This window comes from Achromobacter sp. 01N37 (assembly GCF_056399725.1).
The window spans coordinates 401887-415063 of sequence record NZ_JBFTRX010000001.1 but is presented as its reverse complement, the minus strand read 5'-3'; the positions used below and the strand labels follow the sequence as shown (position 1 = coordinate 415063).

At 56.7% G+C, this 13177-nt stretch carries 10 protein-coding genes; 5 read left to right on the top strand and 5 right to left on the bottom strand.

Annotated features, from left to right (window positions below):
* The first annotated feature begins 93 nt into the window (after positions 1–93).
* The 5 genes from AC1DSJ_RS01875 (at position 94) to AC1DSJ_RS01855 (ending at position 5828) form a co-directional block, all read left to right on the top strand.
* A complete protein-coding gene (locus AC1DSJ_RS01875; protein WP_175169193.1) occupies positions 94–1668 on the top strand; it encodes an ABC transporter substrate-binding protein in 1575 nt (524 codons plus the stop codon).
* Between the two features lie 3 nt (positions 1669–1671).
* Positions 1672–3075: an acyl-CoA thioester hydrolase/BAAT C-terminal domain-containing protein gene (locus AC1DSJ_RS01870; protein ID WP_441370877.1), complete on the top strand. Its 1404-nt coding sequence runs from the start codon at positions 1672–1674 to the stop codon at positions 3073–3075.
* A 24-nt stretch (positions 3076–3099) separates the two neighbouring features.
* Positions 3100–4275 carry a CMD domain protein gene (locus tag AC1DSJ_RS01865; RefSeq protein WP_441370876.1) on the top strand — a complete coding sequence of 392 codons (1176 nt, stop codon included), beginning with the start codon at positions 3100–3102 and terminating at the stop codon, positions 4273–4275.
* A 105-nt stretch (positions 4276–4380) separates the two neighbouring features.
* Positions 4381–5244 carry a class I SAM-dependent methyltransferase gene (locus tag AC1DSJ_RS01860; protein WP_441370875.1) on the top strand — a complete coding sequence of 288 codons (864 nt, stop codon included), beginning with the start codon at positions 4381–4383 and terminating at the stop codon, positions 5242–5244.
* Positions 5245–5516: 272 nt separating this feature from the next.
* A complete protein-coding gene (locus AC1DSJ_RS01855; protein WP_441370874.1) occupies positions 5517–5828 on the top strand; it encodes a hypothetical protein in 312 nt (103 codons plus the stop codon).
* A gap of 265 nt (positions 5829–6093) precedes the next feature.
* On the opposite strand, the gene AC1DSJ_RS01850 is transcribed toward AC1DSJ_RS01855, so the two are convergent.
* The 5 genes from AC1DSJ_RS01850 to AC1DSJ_RS01830 form a co-directional block, all read right to left on the bottom strand.
* A complete protein-coding gene (locus AC1DSJ_RS01850; protein ID WP_441370873.1) occupies positions 6094–7515 on the bottom strand; it encodes a response regulator in 1422 nt (473 codons plus the stop codon).
* Positions 7512–8417, bottom strand: a complete 906-nt coding sequence (locus tag AC1DSJ_RS01845; protein WP_441370872.1) for a sensor histidine kinase — start codon at positions 8415–8417, stop codon at positions 7512–7514. Before AC1DSJ_RS01845 ends, AC1DSJ_RS01850 begins: the two co-directional genes overlap by 4 nt.
* 3 nt (positions 8418–8420) lie before the next feature.
* Positions 8421–10241, bottom strand: a complete 1821-nt coding sequence (locus AC1DSJ_RS01840; RefSeq protein WP_441370871.1) for an AAA family ATPase — start codon at positions 10239–10241, stop codon at positions 8421–8423.
* Positions 10242–11203: 962 nt separating this feature from the next.
* Positions 11204–11824, bottom strand: a complete 621-nt coding sequence (locus AC1DSJ_RS01835) for a hypothetical protein (RefSeq protein ID WP_441370870.1) — start codon at positions 11822–11824, stop codon at positions 11204–11206.
* A 215-nt stretch (positions 11825–12039) separates the two neighbouring features.
* Positions 12040–13125 carry a type I restriction endonuclease gene (locus tag AC1DSJ_RS01830; protein ID WP_441370869.1) on the bottom strand — a complete coding sequence of 362 codons (1086 nt, stop codon included), beginning with the start codon at positions 13123–13125 and terminating at the stop codon, positions 12040–12042.
* Between the last annotated feature and the right edge of the window lie 52 nt (positions 13126–13177).

Genomic DNA, 13177 nt, shown 5'->3' with positions numbered 1-13177 from the left:
TGGCCGCGTTGTCCTGAATGCCTGTAGTGGCCTGAATGACAACGCAGCCTTCGGAACACTTAACTCGTTCCCCCCCTACCAAGGACCCCGAACATGAAACGCCTGATTCTTTCGACCCTGACCGCCGCCATTCTCGGCGCCTCTGCCGCGGCCTCTGCCGACAACCTGTCGATCGGTTTTGCCGACCCGCTGTCGTCCCTGGACCCGCAGCTGAACAACCACGCCGGCGACCGCTCGGTGGCCCTGCACTTCTGGGACCTGCTGATCGAAAACAAGTGGAACAAGCTCCAGCCGGGCCTGGCCGTCAGCTGGAAGCCGCTGGACTCCACCACCTGGGAATTCAAGCTGCGTGAAGGCGTCAAGTGGCAAGACGGCACGCCGTTCACCGCCGACGACCTGATCTATTCCTACACCCGCGCGCGCGGCGTGCCGGGCAGCGTGGCAACGTACGCCGGCTACCTGCGCACCATCGACACGATGACCGCCAAAGACCCGTTGACCCTTATCGTCAAGACCAAGGCGCCCAACCCCGACCTGCCGCTGAACCTGGCATCTGTACACGTCGTCAGCAAGCACGTTGGTGAAAAGTCGACCACCGAAGACTACAACTCGGGCAAGGCCATGGTTGGCACCGGCCCGTACAAGTTCGTGTCCTACACGCCGGGCGACCGCGTCATCATGGAACGCAACGACGGCTACTGGGGCGACAAGGCCACCTGGGACAAGGTCAACTACCGCTACATCAACAACGCCGCCTCGCGCACCGCTGCGCTGTTGGCCGGCGACGTGGACGTGATCGACAAGGTCTCGGTGTCGGACCTGGCCAAGCTGCAAAAGGCCCCGAACATCGCGGTGTACCCGTACGACGGCCTGCGCGTCATGATCCTGCAACCCAGCTTCAACCCCGCGCCCAACCAGTACATCACCGACAACAACGGCAAGCCGCTGGACAAGAACCCGCTGCTGGACCTGCGCGTGCGTCAGGCGCTGAACCTGGCCATCAACCGCAAGGCCATTTCCGACCGCATCCTGCAAGGCGCGGCCACCGAAGCCAACCAGTGGATGCCCAAGGGCACCTTCGGCTACAACCCCGACGTGAAAGACATCCCCAACGACGTCGCGCAAGCCAAGAAGCTGCTGGCCGAAGCGGGCTTTCCCGACGGCTTCAAGCTGACCATGCACGTGCCGAACGACCGCTACCCGCAAGGCCCGGAAACGGCCCAGGCGGTGGCGCAGTTCTGGACCCGCGTGGGCGTGAAGACCCAAGTGGAAGTGGTGCCATGGGCCGTGTACTCGGGCCGCGCCAACAAGAACGAATTCGCCGTCAGCATGCTGGCGTGGGGCAACGGCACGGGTGAAGCCAGCTACGCGCTGGTCAACATCCTGGCCACCGTCGACGCCAAGAAGGGCCTGGGCGCGTCCAACTGGGGCCACTACTCCAACCCCAAGGTGGATGCCGCGCTGGAACAGTCCACGTCGGAATTCGATGTGGCCAAGCGTGAAGCCATCTTGCGCGACTCGGTCAAGCTGGTGGCTGACGACGTCGCCATCTTCCCGCTGTTCCACTACAAGAACATCTGGGCCACCAAGAAGGGCCTGAAGGTCACCCCGATGACCAGCGACCGCACGGCCGCCATGATGGTCACCAAAGAACCCGCCGGTAAATAAGCCATGGTGCCGACCCTAACCATCACCCCCGCGGACGCCTTGATCGACGTGCCGCGCCAGATCCGGGTCGAGCACGTCGAGCCGGGCCAGAGGGTAGAAATCACCGCGCTGACCCGCCGCAACGGCGTGCTCTGGCAGGCGCAAGCTGCGTACACGGCTGGCGAGGACGGCGTGGTCGACCTGACCCGCGACGCGCCCCTCTCGGGCGACTACACCGGCGTGGCCCCGATGGGCCTCGTCTGGTCGCAAGCGCCCGTGGATTCCCCCAGCCGCGAACACTTCAACCACCCGGTCACCGATGCCTTGGTTACCGACGTGGTCGCCCGCGTGGCGGGTGCGCAGGCGCAAGCCACGTTCACGCAACGCTTGGCGCTGGACGGCGTCACGCGCCACGACGTCCGCGAAGAAGGTCTGGTCGGCACGCTGTACCTGCCGGCAGGCAGCAAGCCCGGTTCGCACCCCGCCGTCATGATCCTGAACGGCTCGGGCGGCGGCATCAACGAACCACGCGCAGCGCTGTATGCGTCCCGCGGCTACGCCGCCTTTGCGCTGGCGTACTTCAAAGCGCCGGGCCTGTCCGACTACATCTCGAACACCCCGCTGGAATACTTCCAGACCGGCCTGCGCTGGCTGCGCAAAAAGGTTCAACCCAAGCACGACTTCGTCGCCATCAGCGGCCAGTCGCGCGGGGGTGAACTCGTACTGCTGCTGGGCGCAACCTTCCCCAAGGAAGTGTCTGCCGTCGTCGCCTACGTACCCGGCGCCGTCGTCCACAGCGGCCAGAACGCCTGCGACCCCAAGATCGGCCGCGAAGGCCCGACCTGGCTGCTGGGCGGCAAGCCCATCCCCCACGTCTGGGAAAACAACCGCACCGCCACCTGGGCGCCGTTTGATGAAGGCCCATCGCCGCATCGTCACGAGAAAGCCATCCTGACCGCGCTGCAAGACCCCGACGCCGTCGCCCGCGCCCGCATTCGCGTGGAAGACATCGAAGGCCCGGTCATGCTGCTGTCGGCCACCGACGATGGTTCCTGGCCGTCCAGCCTGTACTCGAAGATGGTGCAGAACAAGCTGGTCGACGTGAAACACCCCTACCCCGTCGAATGGCTCGACTACGAAAACGGCGGCCACTCGATCCTGTTCCCGTACGTGCCCACCACCCAGCTCGTCTACGCCCACCCCGTGTCGGGCAAGATCAGCACGAGTGGCGGGAATCCGAAAGACAACGCACGCGCCGACCAGGAATCGTGGGAAGGCGTGAAGAAGTTTTTGGACGCGGCGGTGAAAGCGCGGGCGGCTTCGGCTTCGGCTTCGGCTGCGACAGCGGCTAGTTCGACTGGCGCGGATTCCGCAAGCTCGCAGTCGGCTCCTGCCCATTCAGCAAGCACTTCCGGCGACGCCGGCTGATCAGACACCAAGGAGAACATCCCCATGGCACAACAACCCATCGTCTATGACGCCGTCATTGATCTGGTCGACAAACTCGTCGGCCTGACGCCCGGCAGCAAAACTTTTGAAGTCCGCCACCAACGCGAAAAAGTCGCCGCCGCCACGCAAGGCAGCTACGACGCCCTGTTCGACCCGGCACTGCCCGGCTTGTCGCTGGCCGAACGCCTGCTGGTCGCGCTGTACGCCACCCGCATCAGCCCGTCGCCGCTGCTGGCCTCGCACTACCGCGCCCGCTTGGCAGAAACGGATGCAGCCCCCGCCGACATCGCCGTCGCAGAATCCGGCAAGCCGTCAGACGCCTCCACCCCGCGCCTGGCTGCCGTGTTGGAATTCACGCGCAAGCTGATCGAAAACCCCGTCGAAGGCGACGAAGCCGCGCTGAAGACCCTGCCCGCAGCAGGCGTCACCACGCCAGCGGTCGTCACCCTGTCGCAACTGATCGCCTTCCTGTCGTACCAGACCCGTCTGGTCGCCGGCCTGGCCGCGATGAAAGACCTGGAAGGCCAAGCCCCCCGCGCCGCCGCCGTCCCGCCCGCGCCCTTCGAACCCAACACCGCCGCCACCGAACCCGGCGCCGTCATCAAGGCCCACGGCTTCACCAACGAAGTGCTGGAGTGGAAGGCATGGCTCGACGTCGTCAACGTCGACACCGCCACCCCGGAACAAGTCGCCGTCCTGGAAGAAAGCCACCCCAAGGCCAAGGTCTCGGACTACTACCTGTTTCTGGTCCACCAACCGGAAATCCTGCGCCAGCGCTCCACCGCCTTCAACGCCATCATGTACGCCCCAGGCGGCCTGTCGCGCGCCGAACGCGAGCTGGGCTCCACGGTCGTCTCGCGTGTGAACGGCTGCGTGTACTGCGCATCCGTCCACGCGCAGCGCTTCGAACAACTGGCCAAGCGTAATGAAGTGATCGCGCAAGTGTTCGAAGACCCCTACACCGCCGGCACCACTGCGCGTGAACTGGCGATTGCCCAGTTCTCGATCCAGATCACCGAAGCCCAGGCCGACGTCAACGCCAACAGCATCCAGGCATTGAAGGACGCGGGCTTGAGCGAAGGCGAAGTGCTGGACCTGCTGCACTCGGACGCGATCTTCGCCTGGGCAAATCGTTTGATGCTGAACCTGGGCGAACCGGTTTTTGCCACCGTAGGCTAAGACCCGCTTTTCCGCCGCCCTGCGGCCACGTCAGCGTTTTCGTTAAACTGACGCTTTCCGCGCCACTACGCGCCCCGCCACTAGCGGGGCGCTTTGCCTTCCCCCATGTCAGAAAAAACCCACGACATCCGCCCCGGCCAGTCCGTCGAACTGCTAAAAGCCCTGCACATCCTGACCCGCGACGGCAAGATGAACCAGGACAGCCGCCGTAAGCTGAAACAGGTCTATCACCTGTTTCAGTTCATCGAGCCGTTGCTGAAAGACGTCCAACAAGAACGCGGCGCCGTCACGCTTGCGGATCACGGGGCTGGTAAGTCGTACCTGGGGTTCATTTTGTATGACCTGTTCTTCAAGGAACAGAAGGATGCCGTCGGGAATGGGTCCCATATTTATGGGATCGAGACTCGTGAAGAACTGGTGAAGTCGTCAGAAGAACTGGCTAAGCGGCTCGGGTTTGGCGGGATGTCGTTCTTGAATCTCTCCGTGGCGGAGTCGATTACGTCGGATAAGTTGCCGGCGTCGATTGATGTGGTGACTGCGTTGCACGCTTGTAATACGGCAACGGACGACGCGATTCACTTTGCGTTGGAGAAGAAGGCTAAGTACATCGTGGTTGTGCCTTGCTGCCAGGCGGAGGTGGCTTCGGTGCTAAGGAAGAATAAGGGCAAGGCACTGGCTGATCCGCTGGCGGAGATTTGGCGGCACCCGCTGCATACGCGGGAGTTTGGAAGCCAGATTACGAATGTGCTGCGGTGCTTGCAGCTGGAAGCGCATGGGTATCAGGTCAGCGTGACTGAGTTGGTCGGGTGGGAGCATTCGATGAAGAATGAGCTGATCGTGGCGCAGTTTAAGGATTTGCCGACCAGGAAGCCTGCGGAGAGGCTGACGGAGATGTTGGAGAGGATTGGGTTGCAGGAGTTGAAGGATCGGTTTTTTGTGCCGGTGGCTGGGACGGCCGTCGCTGAGTAGGTATCTGCTTGGGTGATTGGCATGAACCAGAGATAGCTTTAGCTGGTGGTGGGCTGCTGATCTTTCTGTAATCAGTAGCCTGCGATTGCGCTTACGTAAGAGAAAGCGTGATCAATTTGGCACGGAACCGCATCGCGTCCGTCGCCTAACGGGGCATACTCGCCCCGTGGTCCAAAGGATCGCCCGGGTTGACAGCCGGAAAGACAGAACAAGTGGCCGCCGCAATGGCGGCCTCCTTTCTTTCATTGCGTCAATTACACCGGAGCGCCGAGATGAGCGACCACCCTTTTACCTATGACCGTTGGGCCACGCCGGATGATCCGGAGTTTGGTGTTGTTCGAGTTGATGATTTGCGGAAGATCGAGCGGGCTTGCTTGGGAATTTGGGCTATTGCGAGGATTGTGGGGAATAGTGTGAATGAGCCGGAAGCTGCGGGGGCAAGGCCGTTGGATGCTTGGGTGGTGTCGAATTTGCTTGGCGGAGTGGAGAGCCTGTGCGATCAGATCGCTGACCTAGCGGCAAGCTCAATGGATGAACCGCCGGTAGATCCATTATTTTCCAGAGCAGGAACTCCGACGCAATAGCGCAATCATGTCAGCAAGCGCAGAAAACACTGTCCATAAGTCGGCTTGCGACCCATTGCTGCCGTTCGACCCTCGATTGGCCAAGCAACTCTTTATAGAATCTGTCAAGAATTTAGGGCTTTACTGACGTGTGGCCGCTATGCACCGCTTAGCTACGGTTGAACTAGGATGCAGCCTCGCATCAGCTTCCGTACGGCGAACGATTGCTTGCAATGGGGTCGAGATATGTTGCCGTTCGTGCAGGGGAGTTTGTCTGCTGACTCAATCAAGTTTGCTCAAAGCCGTGCTTTACCCCTTCCAACAGTTGGATAGCTAATCGCTTATCAGTGTCTTCGTACTTCAATTGCCTGACGAGATACGCGTAGGCAACTGCAAGCCTTTCACGCTTACTGGCCACCCGAGCGTCCGTCCATCGGCGACATGCCTTTACAAACTCGGCAGCGGGGCAGTCTCGGAGGTATGCATCGACATCTACAAATATGGCGCCTGCTGCATCTCCTGGCCATCCTGACCCACGCAGTGGCCCGTCAGAATGAAAAAGGGCGCTAAGTTCCAGTGTGATCGGGTCGCGGGACGATGGACCATCAGACATGTCACCAAAATCGATCAAGATGGGACGCGACTTTTCATCGACGAGGATGTTGGATCCATGCATGTCGCCGTGCGTGCAGGCCCAGCTGGTCCGAACGGCCTTTCGTTCAATTTCTGCTGTCCATTGGATGCCGAAGGTCTCGACAATCTCGTGATATTTATCGTCAGACATCTGCGCGCGGCGGATGTCGCACACCTGTTTTTGTTCCGTGCGCCTTACCCAATCCGCAGTCAATCGCTCAAGCTGTTGCACTGTATGAGCAATACGGTCGTCTGCCGAAATAATGGAGAACACCGTCTCGTCATAGCCCTTTGCAAGCTGATAAAAAAGGCCTGCATCACCCCCTCCTCCCCACTTCTGCACACGGATCTTTCTTGGCGTGGCTTCGGGTGGTAGCCGGTTTGCGAACTTGTCGTAACGGTTTGCCTCGTCCATGATTTTGCCAATGGGTCCGAGCTTTCCAACGACACCCTGCGTTACGTTTCCTTGAACGTCAGCGACTTGCAGCCGAAACACGGGCGTTCCCGAAAGTCCTCCAGTGATTTGCGACACGGAACACGAAACGTTGTCTAGAGCGCGTGCGAACACTCGTATAAGACGGTCAAACCCTTCCCGAATGTCTAAGGAGCCCTTGTCCAGTTCGACGTCGCGGATCGCCCGGTATGCCTCGACGTAATTAGCTAGAACTTCCTCAAAGCGCCGCAAATCACGTTTCAGACTGAAGTTCATGACGGCTCGCTCGACTCCGTCACCCCAAATATCCGCTTTCGCTCCCCCCTTCAGCAGATCTTCGACGTGTTCACCATATGCTCGCGCCGGCGAGCCAGTGAGGACGAAGATAGGCGTGCCCGCCACACGGGCCTGCGCTTCGGTTAAAACACGCATGCCGTGCGCCGCGCTATCAACCGTATCGGTTGCGTTCCACGGGATACTCATATCGAGGACGATAAAGTCAAAAAAATGGGTATTTAGTAGCTCAATTGCCTGTTCGGCGTTGTCCGTTTCGACGAGAGATACTCCACCCTCGAGTTTTGTCACAATCTCACGCAGCGTATCAAGGTAGTTCGGATCGTCGTCTACAAGAAGAACGTTCATAGGTTTAGCTGCCAGGTAATAAGAAACTTTGCACCGCCGCCATTCGACGGACCAAGGTCGACCGTGCCGTCCATGGTCTCCATTGCCTGGCGGGCGATAGCCAAGCCAAAACCGGAGTGCCCCCGCTTGGTCGTGGCGCCTAGGTCGAACCATGATCCACCAGTTTTCGGAATTCCGACCCCCGAATCGAGCACCGATAGGTAGCACGCAGTGTCTGTAACACCCCAGTTCACAACGACTTTTCTGCGTTCTCGCCCTTCAGGATCGATGTCGCGGATTTTGTAGACCGCTTCAACCTGTTTAGATGCTTCCACCGCATTTCGAAGAGCGTTGCGCAGCGCCAGCTTCAATAGGCGAGGAACACCAAATATCAGCATCGGGCGGGGGCCCACTGCGAGCAACTCAATAGCACCGTCAAACTGCTCGTCGAAAATCGTCTGGTCAACGAACCCCGCAAGATCGAACTCTTCCTGTGACATCGATTTGGTCGCGAGCTGAAGATCTTCGATTGCTGCCAGTGTTGTGGAGAGATCCGACATCCGACTTCTAGTCTTAGAATTTGCATAATCAGCTATTTCTTCGCCGGCGCAATATTCCGCGAGCCCAAACTTATTGCCGATCTCGTGCACGAAAACGCCGGTCACCCACTCCACTGCTTTGCGGTAGGCGATAGGATCAAAAGCGGTCGCCAAATGAGGGGCCGTCAGAGGTTCTCTTTCGCGACAACGCAAAATGGCTCGATCCAGCCACCCCAACACAAAGGCCTCAGCTTCCAGGCTCTTCGCGACTAGAAGCTCGGCGACATCTTCGGCCCGTCCTATTTCCGCCAATGCCCGAGCCGCTGCGAATCGCCGGAGAGGAGCAACTTCCTTTAACGCTCGCAAAGCCTCGTCTCGTTCCATCGGCTAACTCGCACTTGCACCATAAAAATTCGCACGATATGCAAAAGCTTCAGCTCCGCCCTCCATCACCGAAGAGATCGCAGAGATGATCTGCGGTGCATGTAATGGTCCCCTGTTTAGCGCATATCCTCTTTTACCGTCGGACCCCATCTGCACAACTGTCTGGGCACCGCCTAATACGGGGATATTCGGATTGTGCGTCGAGAAAAGCACCTGTCCTGAACCAGCACTGTCGTGAATTGAGCGGATCAGGGTACCGGCGATGAAGGCGTTATCAATATGGTCCTCCGGCTGGTCCACGATCAGCATCCGATTCCGGTGCGAGAGCAGGATCGGCAATACCACGGTGCATCGTTGACCCGTCGATAATTCGGCGAAGTCTTTATAGTCCTGCCCATCAAGCAGTTGAAGTTGCACGTCGTCGTCAACATTCAAGGTCGCGATAGAACCCAGGTCCGCTGAACGTAGGAACCCTAGCAGCTTAGCCGCTCTTTCCTCGCTAATATTTGCGATCTGCGCGACGAGCCTAAAATCGAAATCGTCGACAGACTTCACTAAGGCTCGTGGACTTAGCTGCCTGGCAAGCGGGCCGACCACCTCCCCATATTTCAAACCACTCCCACGCAGAAGGTCCGAGATTGTGGCCGCGAATGCAGGCGCTTGACCGTTGCGAAGGATTCTGACCCTGATGTTCGGGCCCAACCGCTGATTCAGATCTGCGGCGACAGCTTCGCGACGCTTCGCCCGGTCAGCGCGAATTGCCTCTAAGGTGTCCAACGCGGCGTCCCGTGTTTGCAGAAGCGCTGTTAGCTGCACTTGCAGCGCCTGTGCCCGTGCGGAGGCAGCGGTCATGATCGAATGCTTCTCCCGGAGTTCTTGTCCCCTTCGCATCACCGCGCCAGCGCCGGCCTGCAGAACGTCCACCTCCGTCCGCATTTGACGTGCACTTGCCTCCAGCTGCAACTTCGAGGCGTTGATGCTCTCGGACTTCGCTTTCAGAGTGTGATAAGCCTCAGCTACCAGCGCCAGTGCCTCCTGCATCTTGCTTCGTGCAACACCGATTGCACGTTTAGCAAGCTCGGCTTCATTTTCGGACAAACCGGTGAACTGAACCTCGGCCGCCTGGGCCTTCTCGATTTGCTGGTACCAGGTAGCAAGGAAGTTCTCCATTAACTGATGCCCGGCGAGCGACGCAGAAAACCCCGATAGCGATGTGGAGATCTGCTGTAAAGCGGCAGTCTTCTTACTGATATGTGAAGAACCTGCCGTGAGGGCCTGTTCCTCCTGCAACGCGGCAGCCAATGCAGCCTCAATTTCGGGACGCTCGGTTAGACGTTTTGCGGCGTCTTCGAGCTCACCTCTGACCTTCTCGATTTGGGAAGAAACTGAACGGATTTCGCTGGCGGGCAAAGCCTCGGGTTCACCCTCTGTGACCGGCAAAAAACTGTCAATTAGTCCGATCCGTCCGCCCGGGGTCAGGCCAACTGTCTCAATTTCTGTTTGAGAGAAGACAAGGGGCTTTACAAAAGGCGCGCTAGCGCGCGGACCACTCTCAACTGCCGTTCGCGTCACCAGAACTTGCTGCCCTTCGGCCATCAACGAGACGGTGACTTGACCACTTCCCAGAATCGACATTGCATGTTCGCGACTTCGCCGCGAAGTGTCGGCAGACGTGCCCACTGCATCGAGGCAAAACCGAATCAGCTCGATGAGCGATGTTTTACCGGTCCCGCGTGCACCAATAATCGTGTTGAGCCCGGGCGTAAAAAAGACATCGAGCCCTGCAAGAAAGCCTTCCTCTACCTGAATGCGTTCGATATACATACCTACCCTTTGCTGGGACAGTTAAAGTGCCGATGCGGCCTGCATCATAAGCACGAAATAAATGTGTCTGACTACATTTCAGACGACAAGTCAGTGCAAAATTGCAGTCTGAAACCTATGCTCCAAACATCCACCAAAAACAAAGGTGTCAGACCAAATAGACTTGAACACCGCAGTGGACCAGGCCAAATTTGAGTAAAACACCTTAATTCGGCTAACTTCGGAATGATTGCGGCGGCACGTGATTAACGTTTCCAGCAACCTCCGCTAACAACAGACTTATGCATCCGGCCCAATTAGTTCATGCAGTAAGGGGAGCAACTCGCGGTACAAGTCTAAGAAATCCTCAGTTCCCGCATGCCGAGACGCACGAGCCGAAGCAAAAAGCTCATTCCGAACATCAAGCAATGTCGCGCGCGTGCGCAGTTTTGCCGCTTTCATAGAAGCGGAAAACGAGCCGAAATATTCATAGCCACTGAAGGACATTGCAAAGGCGAACACCGCTCGTGAATCGTCTGGGTCAGGGAGGTCGTCTACGGTTACTCGGCTCATTTTTGTTCGAATGCGTTAATTTAATAATGGCAACAGTTACCCTGCTCGAGACAGACTCGGGAACTACGGCTTCCAATTCCGATTCCCGGGTCAACCCCGGGCATGACTCGATCGAAGTTGCAGGTTGACAGCTTATCTCCCTGCCTATGACAGGATCCAGAACTACGACTTGCAACTCTGATGCCCTGTTCAACTCGGAGGCATGAGTCCAACACCTTATTCGCCACAGCAAGGCCCACGCATGGCTGACGATCTTTGACTACATCGATGTCTTCTACAACAGCCGGCGAATCATCAGGGGCTTGGCTATTGAACCCCGGCTCAGATTGAGGCGGCAGTTCCTTAACCAAACTGTCCATAAAATCCAGGTAGTCCCGGTTGACACCTTATTTCTGAACTAACCAACAAAATTATTTCCCCCTCCTTTCGACCCTAACACTAGCTCTGTCGCTGTAGGAAGATAACAAGTAAACTCTATATTGCCAAACATTAGCATTTATAATCATCGCATTCTTATCAAGCCGAATCCTATCCGATGGGGGATTCAGATTAGTTTCCAATACAACCTCACCAACCCAAGATGAGAGCAACTTGAGCGTCAAATCTTTGCTACTACTTTTCCACGCCCCCTTGCCCATTTCTTTACCATCCGATGTCGTAAAAGTCCCCTCTTCCACGAAATCTATATCACTAACCGGATACCACATCTCAGCATCTCTTCTCGCACGCGCCTGATACTCAGAAGTCCATTTAGAATTTTCTGCCTTCAACCTGGAATTCTCCGCCTTGAACCATTCCAAGGTATCGTGAAAATCATTTGCAGCGTTTTCCGCAGTTGAACGACACTGCAGCAAATCTTCTGTTCTTTTTTTTAGCTCATTTGTACCAAAACCAAATTCTCGGCCGTAAATCATAAGAGGCTGGTTGGCTTTATAGCTGGACCACATCATCAAAGAGATAGAAATCACAGCCAGTGCAACGGAAAATATTAAGAAAACTATCGTTGTTTTAGATATTTTATCGATATTCATAGCGCATTATTAAATTTATCGAATCCCAATCGAGCAACTTCATGGCTCAAGCGCCAGCCCGCACAAACCATCAAACCTAGCAGGCCACAAGTTAAACCGCGGGGATATAGGTATCAACCGGCAATTCACCAGCTATCCGCCGCTATCTCTCAGGCTGACACCATTATTTCGATCTGAGAGCTTTATTGTCGCCCTCTCTGCCACGGCCAGATGCGTCAAGTTGCAGCATCGGCCGCATAGAATCCCACTGTCTTCTTCAGCGCGTCTGAAAAGCCATATATTTCGTCTATTGACGAAATGGGATGCCGGGTCTCGGATTTATTCTCGTCAAATATTCCGACGTACTTCTGGGCACGGTTGAAATGAAGACGGCATATAGGCTTTCTATTGTTGTCATCCAACAGTATTCCCATATAACTCTGGGTGTCGCGTTGAACCACGCGTTTGACATCGACGACAGCTCTGACAATTGCTTTGACAACGTGGTACCCCTCAATCTCCTCGAGCGTCGTGGTGATTGAGTCGTCCGCCTTATTTTCCACATTTTCCGCTTCTGGTGTGTCTGCAACTACGGAGGCAACCGCGTTGCTACTCATGGCAGACTTCAGTCGTTCATTGATTTGATCATTCAAGAATTGACTTAAAGCGCGTTTCGTCAACGAAGAGAATTGGTCTCGAACGCGTTGTGTAATTACGCCCTCGTACACTCGCGAAGCGAATAACTTCACAAAATCCTCTTCTGGCGCTACGAATTGATTCGCCACGACCTTCTTGATCTGGCTCAAATACTTGAGTTCTCCAGCCGCGCTAATGACCGACTCCAGGTCAAAGGCGCCTTTAGTGAGCTTCTTCAACTCCGGCACGATGTAATCGTCGATATCTAGCAGATCAAGTTCCAAGAATGGCTTCTGATCCATCTTGTTAGGCGCATCAAGATCGGTGTAGAACTGATATATCTGTCCATTGGTAAGAACCGAAACTCGCGCTGTCGTGACGTGAAAATAGCGGAACAGTTGGGAGGCGTGATTTATGTTGAGCGGATCACCGAACTTCTTGCACTCAATCAGGATCTGGATTTCCGAATTCTGAAGAATCGCGTAATCGACCTTTTCGCCCTTTTTTGTGCCTACATCGGAGATGAACTCGGGCGTCACCTCATTGGGATCAAATACGTCGTACCCCAAGATGTTATGGATGAACGGCATAACAAATGCGTTCTTGGTCGCTTCCTCGGTCTTGATTCCGGAACCTTGCTGCCGAATCTTCTCGGAAAGACCTCTGAGTTTCTCCATCAGTTCCATGCGCTGCTCCAATATGTGCGCGAGATGTGGCTCGCGCGGTGCATAAGTTGCT

Bases quoted from the DNA above. Each gene is read 5' to 3' on its own strand.
- AC1DSJ_RS01840 (WP_441370871.1), bottom strand. From the start codon at position 10,241: ATGTATATCGAACGCATTCAGGTAGAGGAAGGCTTTCTTGCAGGGCTC.
- AC1DSJ_RS01830 (WP_441370869.1), bottom strand. From the start codon at position 13,125: ATGGAACTGATGGAGAAACTCAGAGGTCTTTCCGAGAAGATTCGGCAG.
- AC1DSJ_RS01845 (WP_441370872.1), bottom strand. From the start codon at position 8,417: ATGGAACGAGACGAGGCTTTGCGAGCGTTAAAGGAAGTTGCTCCTCTC.
- AC1DSJ_RS01860 (WP_441370875.1), top strand. From the start codon at position 4,381: ATGTCAGAAAAAACCCACGACATCCGCCCCGGCCAGTCCGTCGAACTG.
- AC1DSJ_RS01875 (WP_175169193.1), top strand. From the start codon at position 94: ATGAAACGCCTGATTCTTTCGACCCTGACCGCCGCCATTCTCGGCGCC.
- AC1DSJ_RS01855 (WP_441370874.1), top strand. From the start codon at position 5,517: ATGAGCGACCACCCTTTTACCTATGACCGTTGGGCCACGCCGGATGAT.
- AC1DSJ_RS01835 (WP_441370870.1), bottom strand. From the start codon at position 11,824: ATGAATATCGATAAAATATCTAAAACAACGATAGTTTTCTTAATATTT.
- AC1DSJ_RS01850 (WP_441370873.1), bottom strand. From the start codon at position 7,515: ATGAACGTTCTTCTTGTAGACGACGATCCGAACTACCTTGATACGCTG.
- AC1DSJ_RS01870 (WP_441370877.1), top strand. From the start codon at position 1,672: ATGGTGCCGACCCTAACCATCACCCCCGCGGACGCCTTGATCGACGTG.
- AC1DSJ_RS01865 (WP_441370876.1), top strand. From the start codon at position 3,100: ATGGCACAACAACCCATCGTCTATGACGCCGTCATTGATCTGGTCGAC.